The sequence below is a fragment of the Actinoplanes sp. NPDC048967 genome (genome assembly GCF_040649415.1).
Lineage (GTDB): Bacteria > Actinomycetota > Actinomycetes > Mycobacteriales > Micromonosporaceae > Actinoplanes.
Genome location: NZ_JBEZFL010000012.1, coordinates 123,032 through 147,426, shown reverse-complemented (window position 1 = coordinate 147,426; position 24,395 = coordinate 123,032). Strand labels below are relative to the sequence as shown.

The 24,395-nt window shown below is 72.5% G+C and carries 21 protein-coding genes; 10 read left to right on the top strand and 11 right to left on the bottom strand.

Annotation, left to right across the window (positions count from 1 at the left end; translation table 11 throughout):
- Positions 1-30 precede the first annotated feature (30 nt).
- On the bottom strand, positions 31-1,362 hold the full coding sequence (locus tag AB0C12_RS38780) for a PHB depolymerase family esterase (protein WP_360555603.1): 1,332 nt from the start codon (positions 1,360-1,362) through the stop codon (positions 31-33).
- A gap of 219 nt (positions 1,363-1,581) precedes the next feature.
- Between AB0C12_RS38780 and AB0C12_RS38775 the strand changes: the two genes are divergently transcribed.
- The gene (locus AB0C12_RS38775) at positions 1,582-2,532 is read left to right on the top strand and encodes a PaaX family transcriptional regulator C-terminal domain-containing protein (protein WP_360555601.1); all 951 of its coding nucleotides are present in this window, start codon (positions 1,582-1,584) and stop codon (positions 2,530-2,532) included.
- A gap of 228 nt (positions 2,533-2,760) precedes the next feature.
- Complete coding sequence (locus AB0C12_RS38770; protein WP_360555599.1) at positions 2,761-3,150, top strand: DUF302 domain-containing protein; 390 nt, start codon at positions 2,761-2,763, stop codon at positions 3,148-3,150.
- 36 nt (positions 3,151-3,186) lie between these two features.
- Here the strand turns inward: AB0C12_RS38770 and AB0C12_RS38765 are convergent, their stop codons facing one another.
- A complete protein-coding gene (locus AB0C12_RS38765) occupies positions 3,187-4,071 on the bottom strand; it encodes a fructosamine kinase family protein (protein WP_360555598.1) in 885 nt (294 codons plus the stop codon).
- 171 nt (positions 4,072-4,242) lie between these two features.
- Between AB0C12_RS38765 and AB0C12_RS38760 the strand changes: the two genes are divergently transcribed.
- Both AB0C12_RS38760 and AB0C12_RS38755 read left to right on the top strand, forming a co-directional pair.
- Positions 4,243-5,118, top strand: coding sequence for an oxidoreductase (locus AB0C12_RS38760; protein ID WP_360555597.1), 876 nt, complete (start codon positions 4,243-4,245; stop codon positions 5,116-5,118).
- 52 nt (positions 5,119-5,170) lie between these two features.
- Complete coding sequence (locus AB0C12_RS38755) at positions 5,171-6,025, top strand: helix-turn-helix transcriptional regulator (protein WP_360555596.1); 855 nt, start codon at positions 5,171-5,173, stop codon at positions 6,023-6,025.
- A gap of 7 nt (positions 6,026-6,032) precedes the next feature.
- Here the strand turns inward: AB0C12_RS38755 and AB0C12_RS38750 are convergent, their stop codons facing one another.
- Positions 6,033-7,016, bottom strand: coding sequence for a zinc-binding dehydrogenase (locus AB0C12_RS38750; protein ID WP_360555594.1), 984 nt, complete (start codon positions 7,014-7,016; stop codon positions 6,033-6,035).
- A 30-nt stretch (positions 7,017-7,046) separates the two neighbouring features.
- Positions 7,047-7,469 carry a MarR family transcriptional regulator gene (locus tag AB0C12_RS38745; RefSeq protein ID WP_360555592.1) on the bottom strand — a complete coding sequence of 141 codons (423 nt, stop codon included), beginning with the start codon at positions 7,467-7,469 and terminating at the stop codon, positions 7,047-7,049.
- 90 nt (positions 7,470-7,559) lie between these two features.
- Here AB0C12_RS38745 and AB0C12_RS38740 point away from each other — a divergent pair, with 90 nt between their 5' ends.
- Both AB0C12_RS38740 and AB0C12_RS38735 read left to right on the top strand, forming a co-directional pair.
- Positions 7,560-9,179: a serine/threonine-protein kinase gene (locus AB0C12_RS38740; protein ID WP_360555591.1), complete on the top strand. Its 1,620-nt coding sequence runs from the start codon at positions 7,560-7,562 to the stop codon at positions 9,177-9,179.
- On the top strand, positions 9,176-9,721 hold the full coding sequence (locus AB0C12_RS38735) for a hypothetical protein (protein WP_360555590.1): 546 nt from the start codon (positions 9,176-9,178) through the stop codon (positions 9,719-9,721). Before AB0C12_RS38740 ends, AB0C12_RS38735 begins: the two co-directional genes overlap by 4 nt.
- 7 nt (positions 9,722-9,728) lie before the next feature.
- Here the strand turns inward: AB0C12_RS38735 and AB0C12_RS38730 are convergent, their stop codons facing one another.
- Entirely contained in the window at positions 9,729-10,433 is a 705-nt protein-coding gene (locus tag AB0C12_RS38730; protein ID WP_360555588.1) for a GntR family transcriptional regulator, read from the bottom strand.
- A gap of 266 nt (positions 10,434-10,699) precedes the next feature.
- Here AB0C12_RS38730 and AB0C12_RS38725 point away from each other — a divergent pair, with 266 nt between their 5' ends.
- Positions 10,700-12,064, top strand: a complete 1,365-nt coding sequence (locus AB0C12_RS38725) for an RICIN domain-containing protein (protein WP_360555586.1) — start codon at positions 10,700-10,702, stop codon at positions 12,062-12,064.
- Between the two features lie 119 nt (positions 12,065-12,183).
- Positions 12,184-15,525 carry a TIR domain-containing protein gene (locus AB0C12_RS38720; protein WP_360555585.1) on the top strand — a complete coding sequence of 1,114 codons (3,342 nt, stop codon included), beginning with the start codon at positions 12,184-12,186 and terminating at the stop codon, positions 15,523-15,525.
- Positions 15,526-15,604: 79 nt separating this feature from the next.
- Here AB0C12_RS38720 and AB0C12_RS38715 read toward each other — a convergent pair whose 3' ends face one another.
- The 5 genes from AB0C12_RS38715 to AB0C12_RS38695 all read right to left on the bottom strand — a co-directional run bounded on the left by AB0C12_RS38715 (position 15,605) and on the right by AB0C12_RS38695 (position 21,657).
- On the bottom strand, positions 15,605-15,940 hold the full coding sequence (locus AB0C12_RS38715) for a hypothetical protein (RefSeq protein WP_360555584.1): 336 nt from the start codon (positions 15,938-15,940) through the stop codon (positions 15,605-15,607).
- Positions 15,941-16,156: 216 nt separating this feature from the next.
- Entirely contained in the window at positions 16,157-18,283 is a 2,127-nt protein-coding gene (locus tag AB0C12_RS38710) for a CHAT domain-containing protein (protein WP_360555583.1), read from the bottom strand.
- Positions 18,280-19,563, bottom strand: a complete 1,284-nt coding sequence (locus tag AB0C12_RS38705) for a P-loop NTPase fold protein (protein WP_360555581.1) — start codon at positions 19,561-19,563, stop codon at positions 18,280-18,282. The genes AB0C12_RS38710 and AB0C12_RS38705 overlap by 4 nt, the downstream gene beginning before the upstream one ends.
- Complete coding sequence (locus AB0C12_RS38700; RefSeq protein ID WP_360555580.1) at positions 19,547-20,278, bottom strand: hypothetical protein; 732 nt, start codon at positions 20,276-20,278, stop codon at positions 19,547-19,549. Before AB0C12_RS38700 ends, AB0C12_RS38705 begins: the two co-directional genes overlap by 17 nt.
- A 173-nt stretch (positions 20,279-20,451) precedes the next feature.
- The gene (locus AB0C12_RS38695; protein ID WP_360555578.1) at positions 20,452-21,657 is read right to left on the bottom strand and encodes a helix-turn-helix transcriptional regulator; all 1,206 of its coding nucleotides are present in this window, start codon (positions 21,655-21,657) and stop codon (positions 20,452-20,454) included.
- A gap of 128 nt (positions 21,658-21,785) precedes the next feature.
- Between AB0C12_RS38695 and AB0C12_RS38690 the strand changes: the two genes are divergently transcribed.
- Together AB0C12_RS38690 and AB0C12_RS38685 are read left to right on the top strand one after the other, a co-directional pair.
- Positions 21,786-22,256, top strand: coding sequence for a nuclear transport factor 2 family protein (locus AB0C12_RS38690; RefSeq protein ID WP_360555576.1), 471 nt, complete (start codon positions 21,786-21,788; stop codon positions 22,254-22,256).
- 48 nt (positions 22,257-22,304) lie between these two features.
- Positions 22,305-22,913, top strand: coding sequence for a TetR/AcrR family transcriptional regulator (locus AB0C12_RS38685; protein ID WP_360555575.1), 609 nt, complete (start codon positions 22,305-22,307; stop codon positions 22,911-22,913).
- Positions 22,914-22,917: 4 nt separating this feature from the next.
- Here AB0C12_RS38685 and AB0C12_RS38680 read toward each other — a convergent pair whose 3' ends face one another.
- Complete coding sequence (locus tag AB0C12_RS38680; RefSeq protein WP_360555573.1) at positions 22,918-24,315, bottom strand: macro domain-containing protein; 1,398 nt, start codon at positions 24,313-24,315, stop codon at positions 22,918-22,920.
- Positions 24,316-24,395 lie beyond the last annotated feature (80 nt).

Sequence of the window (24,395 nt, the reverse complement as noted above, 5' to 3'; positions counted from 1 at the left end):
GGTTCCTCCTGACTGGTGCGTTCGGACGGCTCACGCGACGGTGCAGGACGCGCCGTTGAGGCTGAACGAGGGCGGCCGTCCGGTGTTGCCGGTGTGGGTGGCCTGGAACCCGACGGTCACCGAGCCGCCGGGAGCGATCGCCGCGTTGTGGCCGACGTTGCGGGCTGTCACCTGACCGGTGGCGGGGGAGTAGGTGGCGTTCCAGCCGGAGGTGATGCTCTGGCCGCCGGGCAGCGTGAAGACCAGCGACCAGCCGTTGACGGCGGTGGTCCCGGTGTTGGTGATGGTGATGTTCGCGGTCAGACCGGTGTTCCAGGCGCTGATCGTGTCGGATACCCGGCACGCCCCGGTCGCGGGCGGCGTCGACGGCGGCGTGGAGGGCGGGCTCGACGGAGGCGTCGACGGTGGCGTGGAGGGCGGGGTCGACGGTGGCGTGGTGAGGCCGAAGAAGGCTATGGCGGCGGCGGCCATGCCGGTGCTGGGCAGGCTGTGCCCGGCACCCTGGATGCTGTACGCCTCGACCTGTACCGTGCCCGCGGCGTCGGCGTAGCGGCGGCGGTTCCAGTTGGCCTGCGGGGTGTCGCTGGACGACGGTGTCTGGCTGAGCCCGAACACGTTGGTCCACTGCTCGATCGACTCCTGGAGCAGCGAGTACGGCACCAGCGTGTCGTTCGTCCCGTGCCACAGCTGGATCCTCGGCCGGGCGCCGGTGAAGTTCGGCGACGCCTGGCGGACGGCGTCACCCCACTGCTGCGGCGTACGGTTCATGCTGCCGCCCGTGCACTGGCCGCCCGGTGGGTAGTCGGCCGCATTGGCGAAGCAGTTGAACGGCACGCCCATGAACGCGGCGCCGGCCTTGAACAGGTCGGGGTAGAGGGCGAGCATGTGCTGGGTCATCATGCCGCCGGACGAGCTGCCGGTGGCGTACACCCGGTTCTGGTCGCCGCCGTAGCGCTGACCGGCGTAGGCCACCATGGACGCGATCGAGACCGGGTCGCTGCCGCCGTTGCGCTGCTTGGCCGCCGCCGACCAGGTGTCGAAGCACTTGCCGAAGCCGGCTTCCTGCATCGCGGACGGGTAGATCACGATGAACCCGTACCGGGCGGCCAGCGAGGCGAACTCGCTGCCGGAGTAGAAGCCGGGGCCGGAGCCGCCGCAGCCGTGCATGGCCACGACGATCGCGGGGTTGGCCGGGCGCGCGTCGGGGACGTAGATGTGCATGCGCATCCCGCCCGGGTTGCTGCCGAAGCTGGTCACCTCGGTCAGCGCGGCCGCGTACGCGGGCCGGGCGGCCGGGACGGCGAGCCCGATGAGGGCCAGCGCGGTGGCGGCGGCCAGCAAAAGATGACGTCTGATCTTCATGCCTTGTCACTCCTGGGGAAGGCAGAACCGGTGCACGCCGGATCATCACGGCGCACAACATCGTCGGAGACGTACGCGTGACTGCCCTGTGTCACGGCATCTGTCGCGCGGCCCGGCGCGAACCCCGTCGTATGGCAGTTAGCGTGCACCCAGGACCGCAAACTGTCAATCGACAGTAGTCAATCGGCCGATGTCACCGGATGCCGTTACAGTCGGCGCGTGACAAGTCCGTACGACATCGAGGAGATCTTCCCGGATGACGCCGCGGAGACGGTGCGGCTGCCCCGCCGGCAGGCGGGCAGCTCGCCGCAGGGCCTGACGGTGACCCTGCTGGCCGACTACACCCTGCGCAACCGGGCCTGGCTGCCGTCGGCGGCCATCGTCGCCCTGCTGGCCGAGGCCGGCGTCAGCCAGGCCGGGGCCCGGACCGCGATCAGCCGGCTGGCCCGGCGCGGCGTGCTGGAAGGCAGCCGGCAGGGTCGGCGCAGCTCCTACCGGCTCACCCCGGCCGCCGCCGGCTTCCTGTCCGTCGGCGGCAGCGCGATCGTCTCACCCGTCGTGGCCGAACCGTGGGACGAGCGCTGGACCGTGCTCGCCTTCTCACTGCCGCGCGACCAGGCGGCGCAGCGGCGCGGGCTCCGCGCGCAACTGCGCTGGATGGGCTTCGCCCCGCTGTACGACGGGCTCTGGGTCTCCCCGCGCCGGTTCACCGGGAAGGCCCGGGAGCAGCTCGCCGCGTTCGGTGCCACCATGACCGTCTTCCAGGGCCGGCACCTCGACCTGGCGACCGGGACCGGCCGCTCACCCCTCGACGCGTGGGACACCGCGGCCATCGCCGGCCGGTACGAATCCTTCATCGCGACGTGGCGGCCGGTGCTGCCCCGCCAGCGGGCCGGGCGGATCAGCGGGCCCGAGGCGGTCCGGGCCCGCACCGGGATCATGGACACCTATCGGCGGCTGCCCATCCTCGACCCCGGGCTGCCCAGCCGGCTGCTCCCGCCGGGATGGCTGCGCGAGCCCGCCCGCGACCTGTTCGTCGCCATCTACGACGGGCTCGCGCCCGACGCCCAGGAACACGTACGGGCGGTTGCCGCGGCCTGCACCGGCGAACCGCTCAGCGGCATCGGCGCCCACACCGTCGCCGAGCTGGCCGCCGGCCTGCCCGCGTGATGCTCAGACGCGTGGATCAGGGCGTCTCGGTGCCGCCCGGCCCCGCCGCGACGACTGCGGCGCCGCCCGCGACGGTCAGTCCGATCACTGCTCTGATGCGCATGTGCCCGACTCCTGACTGATCGGTTGTGGCACTGGCACCAGAAGCTCAGCCAGGCCCGGAAAGCCGGCGAAGAACCGGTCGTGATGTGCGCAAGACTGGGGCCGTCCTGATACGGAGGAGATGCCATGACGGCTGCCCTGATCACCGCACGCTCCCGGTCCGACGTCGCGACGACGGTGCGGCACCTGACCGCCACCCTGCAGCGACGCGGCATCACACTGTTCGCCACCATCGACCACGGGGCCGGCGCCCGGGGCGTGGGCCTGGAGTTGGCCGACGAGGTGGTGCTGGTGTTCGGCGATCCGGCCGCCGGGACGCCGCTGATGCAGGCCGACCCGCGCGCCGGCCTCGACCTGCCGCTGCGCATCCTGGTGTGGTCCGGCGACGACGGCACGCAGCTCGCGTTCCGGGACCCTCGAGCCATGGCCGGGGACTTCGAGCTGGCGGGACAGGCCGAGACGCTGGCCAGACTCCGCGGTGTGCTGGACGCTCTGGTGGCCGAGGCCGGCGGCTGACGCCGACCGGCGGACCGCGCCGCGCTCGGTGACCGGTCAGCTCAGCGTCCGGAACGGGGCGAGCGTCGCCCGGATCTGGTCGGCCGCGCCCCAGTCGTCGTCGAACTGGGCCAGCACGGCCAGGTGCTGCCGCAGCTGGATGATCGGCATCCGGGCCGGCCAGTCACTGTCGAGGGCGGTCAGCTCGGCGTAGCGGGCGAAGAACCGCCCGGCCTCGGGCGGCGGTGAGGTGGACCAGACGTGGGCGAGGTCGACCTCGGCCCACATGTAGGACACCGCCGGGTCGATCAGCGCGGGCCGGCCGTCCGCGGTGGACAGGACGTTCTGGGTCCACAGATCGCCGTGGGTCAGGCAGGCCGGCCGGTCCGGCAGCAGGTCGGGCAGGCGCCGGCACAGCCGTTCCAGCGCCGCCCGGTCGTTCGTGTCGAGCGCCGCGTCGACGCGGGGCTGCCCGAGCCACCGCAGCAGGCGGTGCTCGGCGAAGAAGGCGAAACCGTCCTCGCTCCAGGTGTTGGTCTGCCGGCGACGGCCCAGCCAGTTGTCGCGGTGCCACCCGAAGCGCCCGTGGACGGTGCTCAGGTGCAGACGGGCCAGCGCATGCGCCAATTGCTCCCAGAAGTCCTCGTCGCGCGGCCGTGGACGCAGCACCGACAGCACGAGCAGTTCGCGATCGGCCCGGATCACGTCGGGTGTCGCCACGCCGCCGAGCTCGCGCAGCGCCGTCAGCCCCTCGGCCTCGGCGGCGAAGACGTCGTCGTCCGGCGGGTCGGCGAAAGCTTTGACGAACACCGGCGGCGCGTCCCGGCGGGTCGCTATGCCCGCGAGGGCCGCCAGCCCGCCGATCACCGGCTCCACCGAGACGACCTGGCCGATCCCGGCCCGCCGCAGGCGGTCGAGGAGCAACGTCGCCGAGTCCGTCAAGAAAGCTCCTCCGTCCGCGGTGCCCGTTCGCCAGATCCTAGGGTCAGCTGTCCGGGTCGGGCTGATCGAGGGCGGTTCGCCGCACCGCGGACGCCGGCCTGACTGTCCCTGTCACTCCCAGGATCACTGGAGGTCTGCCTGCGCCGCGGACCGCGCCGCACCCTGGACGACATGACGGAGAACATGCCCGGTGGAGTATTCGAGATCAAGAACGGTCCGGCCCTGGTCCGGATGGGCTACGGCGCCATGCAGCTCGCCGGACCGCGGGTCTGGGGGCCGCCCCGGGACCGCGCGGAGGCGGTGGCGGTGCTGCGGTCGGCGGTCGAGGCCGGCGTGAACCACATCGACACCGCGGACTTCTACGGTCCGCACGTGACCAACGAGATCATCCGCGAGGCGCTGGCGCCGTACGGCGACGACCTGCACATCGTCACCAAGGTCGGCGCGGTACGCGACGAGAACGGCGGCTGGCTGCACGCCCGCTCGCCGCGGCAGCTGCGCGAGCAGGTCGAGTCGAACCTGCGCACCCTCGGCGTCGAGGCGCTGGACGTGGTGAACCTGCGCGCCGGCGGCGGCGCGGACGGGCACTCGCCCGTGCCCGGTTCGCTCGCGGAGCCCTTCGGTGCGCTGGCCGAGCTCCGTGACCAGGGCAAGATCCGGCACCTGGGGGTGTCGGTCGTCGACGCCGGGCAGATCCGCGAGGCGCAGTCGATCGCGCCGATCGTGACCGTGCAGAACTGGTACAACATCGCGCACCGCGGGGACGAGGCGATCATCGCCGACCTGCACGGCCAGGGCATCTCCTACGTGCCGTTCTGGCCGCTGGGCGGCTTCGACCCGCTGCAGTCGGGCGTGCTGGACACGGTCGCGGCCCGGCTGGGACAGCCGGCGAAGGCGGTCGCGCTGGCCTGGCTGCTGCACCGCTCGCCCAACATCCTGCTGATCCCGGGTACGTCGTCAGTGGCGCACCTGCGGGAGAACCTGACCGCCGCGACCCTCGACCTGGACGCCGCGACCGTCGCCGAACTCGACGCCGTCGCCGGATGAGCGGGGGTCGCAGGACCAGCCACCGGCTCCGGCCGCGGCCTACGGTGAACTCATGAGCGTCGAGTCGAACCCGCTGGGCGACTACCTGCGTGCCCGCCGCGAGCTCGTGACCCCCGAGCAGGCCGGCATTCCCGTGCTGGGCCTGCGGCGGGTGCCGGGGCTGCGCCGGGAGGAGGTCGCGATGCTGGCCGGGATCAGCGCCGACTACTACCTGCGGCTGGAACAGGGTCGCGACCGCAACCCGAGCGTGCCGGTGCTCGAAGCGCTGGCCCGGGTGCTGCATCTGGACGACGACGGTACGGCGTACCTGCTCGGTCTGGGAGCGGAGAAGCCCCGCCGCTCGCGGCGCCGCCCGAGGCGCGAGAGCGTCCCGGCCGGCATCGCCAAGCTCGTCGCCACACTGCCGTTGCCCGCGTTCGTGGAGGGCCGCTACTTCGACGTCCTGGCCGCGAACGCGCTGGCCACCGCTCTGTCACCGCGGCTGGTGGTCGGTGGTAACCGGCTGCGCGACGTCTTCCTGGAGCCCGCCGAGCGTGAGCTCTACCCGGACTGGGACACCGACACCGAGCGCCTCGTCGCGGGCTTCCGCGAATCCGTCGGGATCGGCACCGACGACCCCCGCTGCATCGAGCTCGTCGGTGAGGTGGCGCTGGCCAGCCCGCGTTTCCGGCAGCTGTGGGGGCGTCACGACGTACGGGTGCGCGAAGGTGCCCCGATGCACCTCGACCACCCGCAGGTGGGTGAGCTGCGCCTGAACCGGGAGAAACTCGGCATCAGCGGCACCGCCGGCCAGATGCTGGTCATCTACCACCCGGACGCGGGCACCGACGCGGCCGGCAAGCTGGCGCTGCTCGCCTCGTCGGCGCTGACGCCGGCCGGGGTGCCCGGCGCGGCGCGGCCGAGCTGAGCCCGGCTCACGGGACCAGGACAAGCTTGCCGTCGACCTCGCGGTTCTCCAGACGGCGGTGTGCCTCGGCGGCCCGGTCGAGCGGCAGGGTGGTGACGTCGGGCCGCAGGGTCCCGGCGTCCAGTTGCTCGACCAGGGCGGCGATGTCGGCCCGGAAGCCGGCCGGGTCTTTGTCGACCGCTCCCAGCACGGTGTGCACCACCAGGCGAGCGCCCGGTGAGAGCTTCGCGCGCAGGAGGGCGCCGGCGGTGCGCGTGAGGGCGCCGGCCTTGGAGTATCCGGCGCCGGTGGCGAAGCTGAATCCATAGGAGACGACCACGCCGGACCGGCTCGTGGCCCGCCGCGAGCGGGCCAGCGACGGGCCGCCCACCGGGTCGAAGGTGGCCGCGACCGGCGCCGGCACCGCCGCCGCGTCCGCAACCCAGGTGGCGCCGACCGCCTCCACCCGGGCGCGGCGGGCCGGGCTGGAGGTGCCGTAGACCTCGACTCCCGCGGTCCGGGCGAGCTGGCTCAGCGCGGACCCGACGCCGCCGGCCGCGCCGAGCACCAGCACCGACTGGCCGGGGGCCGGCCGGGCCACCCGGTGGAACATCTGCCAGGCCGTGAGGTAGTTGAGCACCAGCGCGTCGAGCACCTCGGCGGGATGCCCCTCGGGCAGCGGGGCCGCCCGCAGCGCGGGTGCCAGCACGTGCGTCGCGTATCCGCCGTCGCCGACCAGGGCGCCGACCCGCTGGCCGACGGTCAACTCCGTGACGCCGGCTCCGACCCGCGCGACGTGGCCGACGACGTCGAAGCCCGGCACCTCGGGCAGCGCACCGGGGGTGAGCCCTCGGCGGGTGGTGACGTCGTGGAACGCCACCCCCGCGGCCTCCATGGTGATCAGGATCTGGCCCGGGCCGGGCGCGGGCACCGACATGGCCTCCACACGGAGCACCTCGGGACCTCCGGTCGAGGTCAGCCGGACCCGGCGGGAGCCTGCGTTCATGGTCATGTTGAGAAGGTACATGAGTTTCTCAAGGATCTACCGGTTGGCGAGGGCCTTGGTGAGAAGCGCCTGCAGGAGCTGCTGTTCCTCGGCATCCAGGCTGGCGAAGGGGGACCGCTTCGCGACGACGGCGAGCAGCTGCTCCCGTATCTCCCGGCCCTGGGGAGTCAGCACCAGCGTCCGGACCCGGCCGTCGCCGGGGTGCGGGCGGCGCTCGGCGAGCCCGCGTTCCTCGAGCTGCGAGCTGAGCAGGGTGATGTTGGAGGGGTCGCAGTGCAACAGGGTGGCGAGCTTGCGCAGCGATTGTGGCTCGGCACCGGGATTGAGCACCCAGAGCAGGTTCGCCGTCGGCCCGGTCAGCCGCAGCCGTTCCAGGCCGTCATGCATCCGACCGGTGACCTGGCCGGCCACAGCCATCACCTGGTAGAGCAACGACGCCGCGACCTCATCCACCGCCATGGGGCGAACTTACCCGGGACGACTCCGGACCTGGGACGGACCGACCCGGCGCGGCGGGCGGCTGAAAGCTCTCGATGTATCGTCCTGCCCGTGACTGATCCACTCCTGCCGGGGGATCCGGCCGAGCTGGGCGGCTACCGGCTGCTCGGGCGGCTCGGCCAGGGTGGCATGGGTGCCGTCTACCTCGGGCGGGATGCCGGCGGCCGGCTGGTCGCGGTCAAGATGATCCGGCCCGAGTACGCCGGCGACACCGAGTTCCGCGGCCGGTTCCGCAGCGAGGTCAACCGGGCCCGCCAGGTCCCGCCGTTCTGCACGGCCGAGGTGCTCGACGCCGACCCTGACCATCCGACGCCGTACCTGGTGGTCGAGTACGTGGACGGGCCGAGCCTGGCCGAGGTGATCGCCGAGCACGGCCCGCTCGCCGGCGGCAGCCTGCACAGCGTCGCGGTCGGGGTGGCGACAGCTCTGGCCGCGATCCACGGTGCCGGGGTGATCCACCGCGATCTCAAGCCGGCCAACGTGCTGTTCGCGCTGGGTACGCCCAAGGTGATCGACTTCGGCATTGCGCGCGCCTTCGAGGTGACGAGCCAGCACACGCGTACCGATCAGATGGTCGGCACGGTCGCCTACATGGCGCCGGAACGCTTCGACACCGACCACCGGGGTGTGGTCGGCCCGGCCGCCGACGTGTTCGCCTGGGGCGCCGTGGTCGCGTACGCGGGCACCGGCCGGACCCCGTTCCGGGCGGATTCGCCCGCCGCGACCGCGGCCCGGATCCTGACCCAGCCGCCGGAGCTGTCCGGGCTGCCGGAGGCGCTGGGCCGGGTGGTGGCCCGCACGCTGGCCAAGGACCCGGTGGAACGGCCGACCGCGCATGAGCTGCTCGACCTGCTGCTGGATCTGGACGCCGACGAGAAGACCGAGCTGATCCGCCCGGAGCTGCTGGAGGTGGCCACGGCCGCGCAGCGCACCCACCGGATCTCCCGGGGCGGCGCGCGATCGGGCCGGACCCGGCGGATGGTCCTGGCCGGCGCGGCCGTGCTGGCCCTGGCCGTGGCGGGTCTGGTCACCGCCCCGGTGCTGTCCCGGCTGGGCCTGACGACGAACACGCAGACCGGTTCCTCGGCCGGAGCCGGTCCGATTCCCGCGCCGTCCTGGCAGCGGGCCGCGGGTGGCCTGGCGATCGTCGACCGCCTCGACCGGCCCGGCCAGTGGCGGGACACGCGCACCGACCCCGACGGGCGGTGCGTCTTCGAGCGGGACCGGCTCGAGGCCCGGACCGGGATGTCCCCGGTGTACCGCTGCGAGGGGCCGGCGGAGAAGTTCGCCGGGGACCAGGCGATCACCGTCGACGCGGCGATCCTCACGCCGGGAGCGTGCGCGGTGATCTGGTTCCGCGTCACCGGCGTGAAGGCGTACCTGGTGTCGGTCTGCGAGACCGAGGTCCGGCTGGGCGTGGACACCCAGGACGGCGTCACCGACGAGGTGAAGGCCCCGCTCACCGGTACGCAGCCGGGCGGCGCCCGCCCGGTCGAGATTCTCGTACGCGACGAGCAGGCCACCGTCTCGGTGGCGGGCGCGGCCGTGCTCACCACCCGGCTCGACCAGGCGTCCCTCGCGTCCGGCCGGGTCACGTTCGGCGTCATCGACGATGTCATCAGCGGCGACGCCCGGGCCGCGTTCGCCCACGCGGAGGTCGTGAAACTGTGAAGCGCAAACTGCTCGCCGTGGTGCTGGTGCTCGGGGCCGGCGGGTGCGGCACCAACCCGCCGGACGTCTCGGCCTCGCCCCCGTCCGTGCCCGCCTCGTCGGCGCCGGCGGCGAGCAGCAAGCCCGTGCCGCAGCCCCGGTTCGCCGACCTCACCCAGGGCAGCACCACGTCGGTGGTCAAGCTGCACACCTACGACCCGGAGAACGCGTCCGCCGTCGTGGAGCCGATCATCTTCATGACCGGCGACGCGTACTGCCGGGCCTTCAAGATCAAGCGTACGGACGGCCGGTGCGTCCATGCCGAGTACGTGACCGAGGAGAGCCACACCAAGGTCACCGTCCCGATCGCGGCGGCGGTGAAGTACTACACGTGGGAGGACACCAACGGGGACGTGTGCATCGACGCACCCGAGAAGGGCGGGACGTGCCCGATGACGCAGCGCGAGTTCGCCGGGTGGTTCAAGCTCAACAAGCAGGCCATGGTCGCCGTGGCCACCGAGAACGGCGAGCTCACCCGGATGGCCGTCGTCTACACCCCCTGAGGCGGGGTCAGCCCGAGTCCGGTCCGAGCTTCAGGTGGCTGGTGATCTGGTAGCGGTCCCCGCGGTAGATCGAGCGCGTGAACTCGATGACCCGGCCCGCGCTGTCGCGGGCGGTGCGTTCGAAGAGCAGAGCCGGTGAGTACGGCGGCACTCCCAGCAGCCGGGCCTCGCCCGCGTCGGTGACCGTCGGCGCGATCGTCTGCACCGCGTCCGTCGGATCCACCCGATACCGCTCGCGGAGCAGCTTGTACAGCGACCCGGAGACGAAGTCGTCGGCAGTGATGCCGGGGACGAGCGCTGCGGGCAGCCTGATCTCTTCGAGGGCCATCGGCTCGCCGTCCACGATCCGCCGGCGCTTCACATAGCGCAGGTCATCGCCGGGGGAGACGTGCAGTCGCTGGCCGAGCCGGGCGCCCGCCGACTCGGTGCGGAACTCCAGCACCTCGCTGAGCCAGTCGCCGTCGGCCGGGGGGACGGGCAGGCCCGACGCCGCCGGGATCTCCTGGGAGATCTTGTGGGGACTGGTGAACGTCCCCCGGCCGTGCTGGCGGACCAGCAGGCCGTCGCGGGCCAGGTCGTCGATGGCGGCCCGGACGGTCGGCCGCGAGACGCCGAGGTGCTCGCAGAGGGAGCGTTCCGACGGCATCGGGTCGCCGGGGGCGCGGGTGTCGATCAGCTCGCGCAGTCTGTCCCGTACCTCAGCACGCCGCACCGCGTCCCCCGCAGAAGTTGTCCAGTGGTCTGCCTCGCACAGTGTCGCGGTCGCCGGCCTGGTCTGTCGAGCCCTTCATGACGTGCAATAAAGGAAACCTTACAAATAAGTATTGACGAGGGCCACTGGCATGGACGACGGTACTCGGGCGGTCGATTACCTGACCACTGGTCAGTTCCAGGGGAAAGGCACCGGCCGCGCAGTATCCCCGGCGGGCACCCCCGACAGGCCCGCCGGCGCCTCTCACCCGAAGGAGCCCACCCCCCATGGGTCTGACGTCAACCCGCAAGGTCGCCCTCGGCGCGACCATCGCCGCGACCGCCGCGGCCCTCACCGGCATCGGCATCGCCGCCGCGCCGAGCAGCAGCGCCGCCGCCGGCTGCGGCGTGCTCTTCGACGACTTCAACTACGCCTCACGCACCGACGCGGCGCTGGGCCAGCGCGGCTGGAGCATCCGGAGCAACTCCGGCGGCCCCGGCGTGGCCGGAGCCCGGTGGCTCGCCGACAACGTGTCCTTCCCCACCGTCGACGGGCAGAAGGTCGCCCAGCTCAAGGCGGTCACCGACGGCACCGCCGGCGGTACGTCGCACGCCGAGTTCTCGCAGAGCAACCGGCGGTTCTTCGAGGGCACCTACCTGGCCCGGATCAAGTTCTCCGACGCCCCGGCGAGCGGCTCCGACGGCGACCACGTGAACCAGACCTTCTACACGATCTCCCCGCTGGCCGCGCCGATGGATCCGACCTACTCCGAGCTGGACTTCTCCGAGTACCTGCCGAACGGCGGCTGGGGCGAGGCGGGTCCGATCAACTACCAGACCACCTGGTACACCTACGTCGCCGACCCCTGGTACGCCGACAACCAGCACAGCCAGCAGGCCCGCAGCATCAACGGCTGGCACGACGTGATGGCGACCGTCTCCGGTGGACACGTGAAGTACTACATCGACGGCGCGCTGGTCGGTGACCATTCGGGCAAGGTCTACCCGCGGCAGAACATGTCGATCGACTTCAACCAGTGGTTCATCGACCTGGCCGGACACGCCGGTGGCACCAGCACCTGGCTGCAGTCGGTCGACTACGTCTACCACGCCAAGAAGCAGGTGCTGAGCCCGGCGCAGGCCACCGCGGCGATCAACGGCTACCGGTCCGCGGGCACCGCGCACGCCGACAACGTCGTCAGCACCAACGACTGCGACCCCGGCGTACCCCCGACGACCAACCCGCCGACCACCACGCCACCGACCACCGGCGCCACGATGCTGCAGTCGAACTTCAGCGGCCGCTGCATCGACATCCCGGGCGGCGTGGCGAACGCCGGCGCGCTCCTGCAGACGTGGGAGTGCAACGGCAGCGACGCGCAGAAGTGGGCGTTCCAGTCCGACGGCACCCTGCGCGCGATGGGCAAATGCATGGACCCGGCCGGGGGCGCCCTGGCCAACGGCACCCGCATCCAGCTGGCCGACTGCAACGCCAACCCGGTGCAGCGGTTCACCCTCACCTCCGCCCGAACTCTGGTGAACGTCTCGTCCGGCCGGTGTGTGGACATCAAGGACTGGGTCGGCAGCAACGGCGCCGCGCTGCAGCTCTGGGACTGTGCCGCCACCGCCAACCAGCTCTGGGGCAAGCTCTGATCGGGCCGCGACACGAATGAGGCCGGGCGTCGGCGAGGACGCCCGGCCCCACGCTTTACCGGTACGCCGGTCACGTGGAGAATCGGTCCCCGTCAATCAAGCGGATTACGGGGACAGTCATGCCGTTCGACGGGTTCATCTCCTACAGCCATGCCGCCGACGGGCGTCTCGCCCCCGCGGTCCAGCGGGGCCTGCACCGGCTGGCCAAGCCGTGGCACCGGCGTCGCGCACTGTGGATCTTCCGGGACCAGACCGGGCTGGCGGTGACGCCCGCGCTGTGGACTTCCATCCAGCAGGCCCTGGACGGCTCCAAGTACTTCGTCCTGCTGGCCTCGCCCGAGGCGGCGAGCTCACCGTGGGTGAACCGGGAGATCGAGCACTGGGTGGCGACCAAGTCACCGGACCGCATCCTCCCGGTGGTGACGGACGGCGAATGGCGCTGGGACGCCGGCGCCCGGGACTTCACCGCCGATTCCACGGCGGTGCCGGCCGCGCTGCGGGGCGTGTTCACCGAGGAACCGCTTTATCTCGACCTGCGCTGGGCTCGTGACGACGTACACCTGAGCTTGCAGCACATCCGCTTCCGCGACGCGATCGCCCAGCTCGCCGCACCGATGCACGGGGTGAGCAAGGACGAGCTCGAGGGCGAGGACGTCCGGTACCACCGGCGGGCCCGGCGGTTGTCGGCCGTCGCGGTGGCGACGCTGGTCCTGCTCACCCTGCTCGCGTCGCTGGCCGGCGTCGTCGCCACGCGCAACGCCGGCCGGGCCAACGCCGCCGCCGCGGAGGCGCTGCGGCAGCAGCGGGTGGCCACGGAGCAGCGCGGCACGGCCGAACGCGCGACGGAGGAGTCGCTGCGCCAGCAGGAGAACGCCCGGGTCCAGGAGGTCAAGGCCCAGGACGCGGTGGCCGAGACCGAACGGCAGGCTCAGCTCGCTCAGGAACAGCAGGCCCTGGCCGAGGACGCCGCCGCCGAAGCCGAGCGCGAGCAGGCCAGCGCCGAGCAGTACCGGGCCAGCGCCGACCGGCAGAAGGCCAACGCCGAGCGGCAGCAGGCGGCGGCGCGCGACGCCTCCGAGGACGCGGCCCGCCAGCGGGAGAACGCCGCCCAGCAGCTGGCCAACGCCCGGCGGCAGCAGGAGCTGGCCAAGCAGGCGACGGCCCGCGCGAAGGAGCAGGAGAAGCTGGCCCGCCACCACCGCGAGCTGGCCCGGCAGGCCAACCAGGAGCGCATCAAGCAGGAGAAGCTGGCGCGGGAGGCGGCCGCGGACGCCCGCCGCCAGCGCGAGCAGATGGCTCTGCAGCAGCGCGCCGTGATCAACCGGCGGCTGATGGGCCGGGCCCGCACGATGATCACGGACGACCCGCGCAAGGCCCTCATGCTCGGCGTGGCCGCGCAGCGCCTGCACACCGACGACCAGACCCTCGAGGAGCTCAGCCACCTCGCCATGTCGACGCACTACGCCGGCGCTCTCAGCGACGCGGTCGATGCCGTATCCGTCGCCGGTCAGGTTGTCGCGGTCGCCGGGCCCGGCGGGCCGGTGACGCTGTGGCAGACGGCGAACCCGGCCCGGCCGGCCCGGATCGGCCTGCTGCCGCCCGGCGGAAATGCGGACAAGACGCTGGCGACCAGCCCGGACGGGCGGACCCTGGCCGTCTGCGACGGCAGCCCGCAGGCGGTGCTGTGGGACGTCACGGACCCGGCCCATCCGGTACGGAAGGCAGCCCTGTCCGACGCCGCCGGAATCCTCACCGTCACGTTCAGCCCCGACGGGCACACCGTGGCCACGAGCAACGGCGACAAGAACACCGTCCTGTGGGACGTCGCCCCGGCGACCCCGTCGACGCTGGCCACGCTGCCGGAGGCGTACCCCCTGAAGTTCAGCCCGGACGGGCGCACCGGAGTGACCAGCGGCACCGCGGTCACCGTGTGGGACCTGACCGATCCGGCCCACCCGGTCCGCGGGCAAGCGCTCACCCAGCTCTGGGGCGACCCCGTCGTCGAGCCCGTCATCGAGTTCAACCCGAAGCTGCCGGTGGTGGCCGTCGAGGAGTACGGCGACTACCTGCGGCTGTGGGACCTGACGGACCCGGCCCAGCCCCGGCGCGGCTCGTCGCAGCTGGCCGCCTCCGGGCAGTCCCACCTGAACACGCTGCGGTTCAGCCCGGACGGGGGCATGCTGGCCCTGGGCGACTCGGACGGCTCGACCGCGGTGTGGACCTTCGACGAGAACGACGGTTGGCCGTGGCTGCCGACCCTGGTGGCCACCGTGACGGCCCGGGGCGGCCCGGTCAGGTCGATCTCCTTCAGCCAGGACACCCGCGCGCTGACCACGGTCGGTGACCGCCGGACGGCGACGCTGTGGAACACCCGGGGCCGCTTCGCCCGCGACGCGCTGGCCGAGCTGCCCGGGCCGTACCCGGGGAGCATCGTCGGACTGACGTACGGGGCGGACAGCCGCTCGCTGCTGGTCGCGGGCCACCAGGGAACCGCCGTGCCGTGGGACCTGAGCGAGCCGGGCCGGCCCGTACGGCGCGACGCCGTACCGCTGAGCACCGGCAAGGTCGAGGCCACCACGATCAGCCGGGACGGCCGTACGCTGGCGGCCACCGGCGCGGACAAGACGGTGACGCTGTTCGACCTGGCCCGTCCGGCCGCACCCACCCAGCTGGCGACGATCACCGAGGAGGGCGACCTCGTCTACGCGGTGGCGTTCAGCCCGGACGGCCGTACCCTGGCCGTCGGTCGCCGCGACGGCAAGACCACCCTGTACGACCTGGCCGACCGCCGGCATCCCGCGCTGCTGGCCACGCTCGCCCTGCGCAAGACGCTGACAGCCGTCACGTTCAGCCCGGACGGGCACACGATGGCCGTCGCCGAGGGCTTCAACGTCTCCCTGTGGGACCTGGCCGACCGGGCCGCCCCGGTGCGGCTGACCTCGATCGCCCTGTCGGACTTCGTGGGCTACACCGCCAACGCGCTGGCGTTCAGCCCGGACGGCCGCACCCTGGCCGCCGGCACGGACAACGAGGCGTCGGCGATCCTCTGGGACGTCGCCGACCCGGCCCAGCCCAGCCGCATCGCCACCCTGATCGGCCACAGCAACGAGATCATGTCGCTGGCGTTCACCCCGGACGGGCGCACGCTGGCCACGGCCAGCCTGGACGATGCCATGATGCTGTGGGACCTGGCCGACCCGGCCACCCCGGTCCGGTACGCCACGATGAAGAGTCCCGGGCTGCAGAGCTTCTACACGGCGCTGAGCCCGGACGGCCGCACCCTGGCCGCGGGCGGCACGTACGGCGGCCCGAGCACTGCCGTCACGCTCTGGGACACCACGGTGCCGAAGGACCTGGCGGCCGACCCGGCCCGGCAGGCGTGCGCGATCAGCGGTCGCGGCCTGAACGCCGAGGAGTGGGCCCGCTACATCCCCGAGCTCCCCTTCGAGAGCACATGCTGATCCGGCAGGCCGGCCACGGCGAGGACGAGGCCCGCACCGTTCGCCTGATGAACGCGATGATCGACCTGGGCCGCGACAGTCAGGACACCCAGCGGTAGTTCCAGCCGCCGTTGTTGTCCCAGACCGGACCGTCGAAGCCGACGCCCACCACGGCGTAGAAGAAGGTGGTCGGCGGCGTCACGACCCAGCTGACCTCGGCCGACCAGATCTCACTGCCGTCGGCGATCTGGGTCAGCTGGCCCGGGACGTAACGGGTGCTCTGCCACCCGTCCGGGGTCCACACGACCGCGACCCGGTAGGCCTCCAGGTGCGGCCTGATCTCGACCCCGACCCGGAAGCCCCGCTGAACGGCGCTCGACCCGGGGGTCCCGCCGCCGGGCAGGGGCTGAGTGCTGGAAAGTCGAACGGTGAGCATGAGCAGCTCCTCGGCGAAAGCCGGCCGGACCAGTCCATAGTGACGGCCACCTCGCCGGCGGTCGACCGTCTGTCCGAACGTTGACCCCGCTGCCGGACCAGGGCGGGCACTGTCTGATCCCCTTGAGGTCCATGAACCAGACCCGGTCCGCGAGGGCGGACCGTCCCTCGGTGCCTTCGCGAGAGGTGACTCACCGCGGCTCACCACCGCCGAGATCTACCGGGTCTGCGCGAAGGGCATGGCCGGACGGCGGAGCCGGAGCTGGTCAAGGGCCGCCGAGTGCGAGGCGAACATCGCCCACGCGGACCAGTCCCAGCCCTGCATGAAGACGCCTTTGCGGGCCTCGGCCACGCAGGCCTCCAGCGGGTAGCCGTAGATCAGCGCCTGGTACAACTCCTGAGCGAAGCGCAGCGCCGCGTTGTCGGTGACCGCCCGTACGGTCGCGACCGCCACCGCCACGTCGTTGCGCAGCAGCGACTGGCAGATGCCGCGGTTGGCGTTGCTGGCGGCCGGATTCACCCCGGTATGGCAGCCGTTCAGCACGGCGAGGGCCACGCCGTTGCCCTTCAGGTCGGCCGCGAGCTGATCGGCGGGGAGCATGACGGGTCGGCGGGCCGCATCGGTGAGGACCAGGGCCGCGGCACCGTTGCTGTCAAAACCGCCGTGGCCGGTGTAATGCAGGACGTGCGGCCGGAACCGCCGCAGGTTGTCCCGGAGGTCACTGATCGTGGCGTTCTCGATCGTCACCAGCGACGCGACGTTCTGTTGTTGCGCCTCCGCCAGGCTCTCCTTGAGCAGGCGCAGCTCCTGTCGTGCGCCGGGCAGCGGTTGCCCGGCGGGCTCGGCGTGCACCGCCAGCACCCGCAGCGGTGAGCTCAGCGAATGGCGGACGAGATTGCCCTGGGCCTCGACCCGCCGGACCACGGACAGCTTGGTGGTGAGCCCGGCCGTCACCCGGGGATCCGGTATGCGCAGGCACTCCCACGGCAGGTCGGTCACCAGGTCGGTGTCCGACGAGATCGTGAGCCGGGTACGCCCGGACGTCAGCAGTCTCTTCAGCCGTTCCGCGGCGTCGGCCGCGTCGGGGCGGCCGAACGTCAACTCCCACAGCCGATCGCCGATCTTCTCGACCTCCTCGGCGGGGTCCTGCATCATTGCCAGGTCGCGCGAGATGATGCGCGAACCGTAGACGTACAGCTCGTACAGATTCTTGACCGCGGAGGTCAGCTCATCGAGGGGGAGATCGACCTGCCACGAGGGTCCCTCGGACCTGGCCCGCAGCGTCGCGGTGCCCCGCCATCGGCCGGCGACCCGGTCCCCGGTCCGCACGAGCGTCAGTTCGGTGTCGAGATAGGGCGCCCATTCCCGCTCGACGGTGAAAGCGCCACCGCGGGCCGGACCGGCAGCGCGGGTGAAGAGGTCGTCGGAGATCACCCGGAAGTACGGCGGGATGCGCAGGAACTCCACCAGCCGCTGATTCTGCAGATTGGCCGTCCAGTCTCCGGGCAGCGGCTCGACCGCCTCGACGCCGAGCACCTCGGCCTCCAGCTGGCGCAGGCGCTGGATTCCGCCCGGCATCCGGACCAGCTTCACCAGCTCCGGCCAGCCCAGGTCGAGCATCCGCACCTTCGCGAACCGGCGTCGCCGGACCAGGTCGAGCGCCACGTCGAGGCGCGCCTCGACCTGCAGATCGAACGCCGGATCGAGGCCCCTCGCCGCCTGCAGCAGCCGATCGGCCGCGTTGCGGTACTCGTCGGAGTTCTCGCTGTACGCGGGCAGGGCGGACGGGTGGGCGGGAAGCTGACCGATGTCCGCCCGCAGATGTTCGACCGGTAGCTGCGACACCCGGGGTGAGCCGACGAGCATCGACTGCCAGGTCGGCTGGTCCAGCTGGTTGCCGGGATCGCGGTCGCGCACCAGCACCGGCCGGGCGCCGGGTTCGCCGCGGACGGCGCTGTCGTCGAGCCAGGCGTCGAGCTCGGCGACCTGGTCCGCGAAGTCCTGCCGGAAGCTCGCCTGGACCAGGATCCCGGCGAAGTCCGGATCGTCGTGCCAGATCCGCAGCACCCGGCTGAAGAAGCGCTGATGCAGCCACTCGACCGAGGTGGTCGCGGCCTGCTCGGCGACGGTCGTCGCGATGTAGGTGAACGGCCCGTCGCGGCTCACGATGGCGCCGTCGCGGGCGTGCGCGTCGACGAACCGCAGCAGAACAGGGGTGGCCGGTCCGGCCAGGCGCTGCTCCGCGAGCAGGGCGTGCCGTTCGTCCGGGTCCTTCATCCGCAGGTCCGTGGCGGTGAGGCGGACCATCCGGTGCCATGCCTCGACGTGCCTGGTCTCGGTCATCCGCGTTGCTCCTGCACCCGCTCGTAGCCGAAGGTCAGTAGTTCGCAGTGCTGCTTGAGACGTCGGGGGTTGCTGCTGGTGGCGAGGTCGATCAGGTCCACGGCCCCCACCCACTCCGGGAACCGCCCGGCGATGAGCCGTTCGGAGGTCGAGGCGCGCAGGTCCGCCACGGAGACGCCGAACTGGACGACCTTCTCCAGGTAGGTGCGGGCCTCCAGCCGGTGCGCCTCGGTGTCACCGCCGAGTCGCACGTTCAGGCCCCGGGTCAGCACCTCCTGGTCGACCGCGACGATGAAGAGGCACCGCGCCTCGGTGGCGGCGCTCTCGGCCAGGAACACCTTGATCGTCTCCAGGATGTCGAAGGCGACCTCCGGCAGGCAGCGGTCCAGGTCGTCGATCAGTACGACCGTCCGGGGCGTGCTCGCCGCCTGGAACAGGTCCCGCACGCCTTGCCGGATCTCCTCCACGCTCGTGACGCTGGTCTCCGCGGTGCGGGCCGCCTTCGCCGCCGCGTCGTCCTTCAGGCCGAGCAGACCGCGGACAGAGCTGAGCGGCGAAGCGGCCGTGGCTGCCACGTCGAGCACGACCCCGGCCAGCAGGGACAACTTGCGGGCGGTATCCGCGTCTTCGGCGCCCCGGCTGGTCAGGGCCGTGGACCGGCCGAGTCTGGCCATCAGTTGTTCGAAGGCCCGCCGCTGGGCCTCGGTCGGTGCGGTCACGAACGCCTCGACGGCGCTCCGCTGGGCCTCGGTGCGCTGGGCCAGCAGCTGATCGAGCGCCGGCGCATCGATGTCGGGCCGGGCAGCCAGCACAGTCCTGAGCGGCTCCCGGTCGGCCTCCGGGAAGTCCGCCAGCAGGCGTTCGAGAGCCTGCCGGTCGACCTCCGCGGGATCCGTGCCCGTCGCAAGCACCTCGGTGAGCAGGAGCCGTCGCAGTCTGGCCCGTACCGGCTGGTGTGGTGGGTCGGCCTGGTTCACGGGCATGTTGTAGACATCGCGGGCGATGGTCTCCAGCAACGCTCGCCACACGGCGTCCGCGGTCACGAACGGCCAGGCCGAGAACTCGATGAACCGGGCGCCCCGCCACCCCGGCTGCCGTTCCAGGTCATGGGCGACCAGCTTGGCGAAGCTGGTCTTGCCCTCACCCCAGGCGCCGTAGACACCGACGGTGAACGGCAGGTCCGCGGTGGCCACCCGGCGGGCGACCCGCGCGGCGTCCTCGGCCATGGCCAGCAGATCGTCGCTCGGGTCGGACACCGCCCGGTCAGACGTGTCCGGCATCGGCCTGCCCCGTTCGTAGAATCCAGCCGACGACCAGGGCGGCGGTGACGACAGCGGCGATCAGCCAGCCGAAGGCGGTCACCAGCAGCAGCAACGCGACGCCGGTCAGGCCGCCCAGCAGCACGAAGCGCCCGTGGACCAGGCGCTTGCGTCCGCGTCGGCATCCCCGGACCACGGCGAACCCGAAGGCCACCACCATCCACACCGCGAATGCCAGTGCGGCCCGGCTCGCTCGCTCGGAGCGACTGATGCGGTCGGCGGCGTCGCTCCGGCTGTCCTCCACCTCCTGGCCGGCGAGTTGCAGCTCCCGGTCGGCGGGAACCTGGGCGGACACGGCGGTGGCCTGTCGCATCCTCAGCGCCTCCATCAGCACCTTGCGGTCGTAGATCCGGTGATTGAGTCGCTCCGCGTCCGTGGCCGTCGCGCGGGCTGCCTCGACCAGCTCGCTCGCCTGGGTGAGCTGTGTCTCCGCCAATGTGGACCGGATGGCCTCCTGATCGGCCGTCAGCTCTTGGACGGCCTGCTGGGCCAGCACGAGCCGGACCGAGGCCGCTCTGTCGGCCATGGCCGGCCCGCTGCGATCCCACGGCAGGTCGATGTGGGGCTGTACGGCGGTACCGAGGGCGAACGACACCAGGGCCACCGCTGTGGCGCCCCCGATGTCGAGGCGGCTCGTCCGCGCCGGGCGTTCGTCGGGCGAACCGGGCATCGACACACGGACATCCTATGGGCGCGGAGCGTGAAGGAATCCTCGCCGACCGGTCACTCTGGACCACCGTGATGCGCATAGGTGCCCGCTGAACGGGCAATCCGGTCGGCTTTGCACCCTTGGGGTGTCGATCGCTGGTGTGATGCTGCGGGAGCTGGCCGGCGCCCGGCGGGAGGGCCTCAGCCGGTCTGCATGCGTTCGTACAGGGCGCGTAGCTCGGTGCCGCCGGCCTGACGGCGGGAACGGTCCAGCAGGGTCCGCAGGGTCTCGGCGACCTCGGTCGACGTCCGCACGTGCTGCGGCGCGATCCGTTCTGCGGTGAGCAGGAAGCGGACGGCCTCGCGGTCCTGCCCGCCGATCCGGCTCAGGGCCCGGGCGGTGTCGGCGTAGTAGAAGACCTGCCGGACCCCGGCCGGGACGGCCCGCGGGTCGGTGCGCCGGGCGATCTCCACCACCCGGACCGGGTCGCCGTCGCCGGCCTCGATGCTCATCCGCCAGATGTCCACGTTGGTGGGTCCGAAGAACATGCCCATCGTGTCGGTCTCGCCGGTGCGGCGGGCCAGCCGGGCCGCCTCGACCAGCCAGTCCCGGCTGTCGTCGAGCCGCTGCCGGCACCGGCCGGCCAGGGCGGCGACCAGGTGCAGCGAGCCGAGCACCTCCGGCCCGCCGGGCAGCCCGAGGTGCCGGCTCAGGTCGTCCACGGCCCGCTCGGCGAGCGTCTGGCCCCGCTGGTACGAACCGCAGGCGGTGGCCGCCCGGGCCAGGGCGTACGCCGCATGTCCCCGCAGCACCGGGTCGCCGGTCGCCTCCGCCGCGTCGCGGCACCGCTCGGCGGCCAGCCAGGCGTCCGCCGGATACCCGAGACCACGCAGCACCGTGGACGCGACGTGGGTCGCGTCGCACAGCAGCCGCAGCGCCTCCCGCTGATCCGGGCCGGCCGTCTCGGTGTGCAGGTCCCGCAGCAGATCGGGGAGCAGGCGGGAGGCACCGGCGTAGTCGCACGCCTGGTGCAGGGCGTCGGCCAGGGCGACGTTGCGGCGCAGCTCGGCCATCGGCGGCGCGGGCCGGGCCGGCGGCTCGGTCAGGTCGATGTCGACCAGGGCCCGGCGCAGGTCGAACACCCCGGCCCGGGCGGACGCGGTCGCCCGGTCGAGCGCCGGCACGCCGGTGCCGGCCAGATCGGCCGGGGCGCAGTCCAGCGCGCCGGCGATATCCGCCAGCATGAACCGGTTGTCGGCCGTCTGCAGCCCCCGTTCGATCCGGCTCCAGGTGGCGTGCGAGACACCGGCCCTGCTGGCGGCGTACCGGACACTCCACCCACGAAGCAGGCGGCGGGCGCGGATCTGCGCGCCGACCGCGGGGTCGGCGATCCGTCGGAGGGTCATACGAGCGACGGTAGCCCCGCAGCTCGGCCGAGCGGTCCATCCCTGTACCACCGCGCGTGCTTGCTGTTCACGACAAACTGTCGTAATCTTTACGACAGTTTGTCGCCAAATTGAGGAGAGGGTTCGCCATGACCGATCGCGCCGAACTGTTCGAGCTGCTGAGCCGCTACGCCGACATCGCCGATCGCAGAGAGTTCACCGAGCTGCCCGGCCTCGTCTTCACCGACCCGCTCACGATCGACTTCGAGTCCGTCGCCGGCATCCCGCCGATGACCGTGCCGCTGAGCGACTACGTCGGGATCGTCCGGGCCTCCTTCGCGTCCTTCACGGCGACCCACCACGCCATCACCGGCCACGTGATCGCCGTCGACGGTGACCGCGCGACCATCCACGCGCACGTCCGCGCCGAGCACTGGCTCCCGGCCGAGCTGGCCGGCGACGGGCCGGACCGCTGGCTGGTGGCCGGCTTCTACGACAACGAGGCGGTCCGCACCCCGGACGGCTGGCGTCTCAGCCGGGTGAGACTGACCGCCGCCCACCAGGAGAACCCGCAGCTCGCCGGGATCGCCGTGGCTGCCGGGCAGGCCGGCCGGCGGTGAGGGTGGGCCCGGCACGATCGACACCCCCTGGTGGGGGAGGATGACCGGATGCCGCGGATCCGGGGAGCCAGCATCGACGAGCACCACGCGATGGTGTGGGCCGAGCTCGCCGAGGCGACGCGGCAGCTGCTGCTCGAACGCGACTACGACTCGATCACCATGGGCCACATCGCGGCCCGGGCCGGCCTCGCCCGCAACACGCTGTACAACTACGCCGCCGACAAGAGCGCGCTGGTCCTGGCGCTGACCGAGCGGGCCGGCCGGCCCACGGTCGAGCGGGTGGCCGCGATCGCCGGCCGGTCCGCGGAGCCGGCCCCGGAGCGGTTGCGGGAGATCATCGAGGCGGTGCTGGAGGCGTTCACGGACCAGGCCCTGCAGCTGATGTTCCGGCCGGGTTCCGGGCCGCCGGACGCCGCGGCACCGAAGGGGCCGGGCAGCCCGTTCCACGCGATCGTGGTCGAGGTGGAGACCGTCGTGCGGGACGGCATCACCCGCGGTGAGTTCCGCGACGTCGGCGACGTGCCCCTGGCGGTGGAGCTGTTGTCCGGGGTCATGCGCGCGGGCGCCGAACGCCTCGGCCGGGATCCGGCCGCCTTGGCGGCCACGGTCCGGATGGCGCGGGAGATCATCCTCTCGTCGCTGGCGCGCGCGGAGTGAGCGGTCACAGGGCCTGGAGGTACGGGGATTCCGTCAGGCACGTGGTGAGGGTGTCCAGCTCGGACCGGGTGTAGCCGAGGAAGTAGATCGCCCGGAGCCGGGTCGTGGCCCGTCCGCTCAGATGATCGATCGCGGCGGTGATCATGGCGGCCGCGGTGGCCTGTGGGTCCCCGTGGCCGCTGCCCACGCCGAGCAGCGGGAGGACGATGCTGGTGACATCCAGGGTCTCGGCCAGCGCCAGGGCGTTGGTCACGCACACGCCGACGTTGCGGACCTGACGGAAGCCGGCCCCCGGCTCGCCCTGGACCGAGGCGACGTGGATGATCGCCCGGACGTGGTGGCTGTCCGCCAGCGAGCCCGGCCCGGTGACGAACGCGGCCCCGGGCATGACCGGCCGGCGGCTGCCCACCTGCTCGGCCAGCTGGCGGGCGATGGTGTCGTCGACGATCCGGCCGCCGCCGTCGCGGCGCGCACCCCAGTAGCGGACGATGCCCGAGATGGTGAACTCGGCCGCCCGGGACATCTCCATGTCGGTGTTCTCGCTGCTCACCCAGGCGTCGGCGAAGCGGACGCGGCGGATGCTGCCGGCGACCGCACCGAGCCGGCAGGGCGATCGGTGCGCCGGTGCGAGGGCGAACATGCGCGGCTCGTCCGCCTCCGCCTCGGCGGTGGCTTCGTCCTCGGCGCGCTTGGTGAGCGGCTCCCGGCGCAGCACGGCCAGCGCGAAGCGGGCCGCGGCCTCGCTCGCGTACTCCTGCCAGGCGTCGTCCTTGTCCCGATCGGCCAGATCGCTGACCGCCTTGACCAGCAGGAAACCGGCGCCGCTGCGGTAGGAGGCCGTGGCGACGCCGAGGCCTTCCATCTCGACACCCACGGTGTTCGGCCAGGCGCGGCTCAGCCGGGCCAGCTCCCGGCCGTCGGCGATCACCTTCTCGCCACTGAGGACCGTGCCGAGATGGGACCGGGGTGGCGCCGGGCTCCCGCCGGGACGGTCCGCGTCGATGAACGGCGCCCATTCGCCCGGCTCCACCTCCCGCGCCGCGGCCAGCAGCGCGAAGTCGGGCCGGTGCACGTCGGGCCGCCGGTGCAGGCCGGCCTTGTCGTGGCGGCCGGGCTCGTAGCCGACGACGGTGTCGGCCACCAGCACGTCGCCCAGCGCCAGGCCCGATGTCGTCGGCGCCCCGCCGGCGATGCCCACCAGCAGCACGGCAGCCGGGCGCAGAGTGTCGATGAGCTGCTGCGTCCCGGCCGCGGCGCCGGTGTTGCCCATGCCGGCCAGGCACCGCGCGACCACCCGGTACGGTCCGACGCGGGGCACGCCGCCGAGCGCCCGCAGCACAGCTCGGTGCTCGACGGGCAGCGCGGTGAGCAGGACCACGTCCGCCGCTCGTGGACTTGACACCCCTCTACCGTGCCACGCGCCGATAGAATCTCCACCCGTGGCGCCTACGCCCGTCGATGCCGTTCGCGGCCGCCCGCAGC

What these genes read in the sequence shown, in the direction of transcription:
- AB0C12_RS38780 (WP_360555603.1), bottom strand. Translation starts at nt 1,362, where the DNA reads ATGAAGATCAGACGTCATCTTTTGCTGGCCGCCGCCACCGCGCTGGCC.
- AB0C12_RS38770 (WP_360555599.1), top strand. Translation starts at nt 2,761, where the DNA reads ATGACGGCTGCCCTGATCACCGCACGCTCCCGGTCCGACGTCGCGACG.
- AB0C12_RS38760 (WP_360555597.1), top strand. Translation starts at nt 4,243, where the DNA reads ATGACGGAGAACATGCCCGGTGGAGTATTCGAGATCAAGAACGGTCCG.
- AB0C12_RS38755 (WP_360555596.1), top strand. Translation starts at nt 5,171, where the DNA reads ATGAGCGTCGAGTCGAACCCGCTGGGCGACTACCTGCGTGCCCGCCGC.
- AB0C12_RS38750 (WP_360555594.1), bottom strand. Translation starts at nt 7,016, where the DNA reads ATGACCATGAACGCAGGCTCCCGCCGGGTCCGGCTGACCTCGACCGGA.
- AB0C12_RS38745 (WP_360555592.1), bottom strand. Translation starts at nt 7,469, where the DNA reads ATGGCGGTGGATGAGGTCGCGGCGTCGTTGCTCTACCAGGTGATGGCT.
- AB0C12_RS38725 (WP_360555586.1), top strand. Translation starts at nt 10,700, where the DNA reads ATGGGTCTGACGTCAACCCGCAAGGTCGCCCTCGGCGCGACCATCGCC.
- AB0C12_RS38720 (WP_360555585.1), top strand. Translation starts at nt 12,184, where the DNA reads ATGCCGTTCGACGGGTTCATCTCCTACAGCCATGCCGCCGACGGGCGT.
- AB0C12_RS38715 (WP_360555584.1), bottom strand. Translation starts at nt 15,940, where the DNA reads ATGCTCACCGTTCGACTTTCCAGCACTCAGCCCCTGCCCGGCGGCGGG.
- AB0C12_RS38710 (WP_360555583.1), bottom strand. Translation starts at nt 18,283, where the DNA reads ATGACCGAGACCAGGCACGTCGAGGCATGGCACCGGATGGTCCGCCTC.
- AB0C12_RS38705 (WP_360555581.1), bottom strand. Translation starts at nt 19,563, where the DNA reads ATGCCGGACACGTCTGACCGGGCGGTGTCCGACCCGAGCGACGATCTG.
- AB0C12_RS38695 (WP_360555578.1), bottom strand. Translation starts at nt 21,657, where the DNA reads ATGACCCTCCGACGGATCGCCGACCCCGCGGTCGGCGCGCAGATCCGC.
- AB0C12_RS38690 (WP_360555576.1), top strand. Translation starts at nt 21,786, where the DNA reads ATGACCGATCGCGCCGAACTGTTCGAGCTGCTGAGCCGCTACGCCGAC.
- AB0C12_RS38685 (WP_360555575.1), top strand. Translation starts at nt 22,305, where the DNA reads ATGCCGCGGATCCGGGGAGCCAGCATCGACGAGCACCACGCGATGGTG.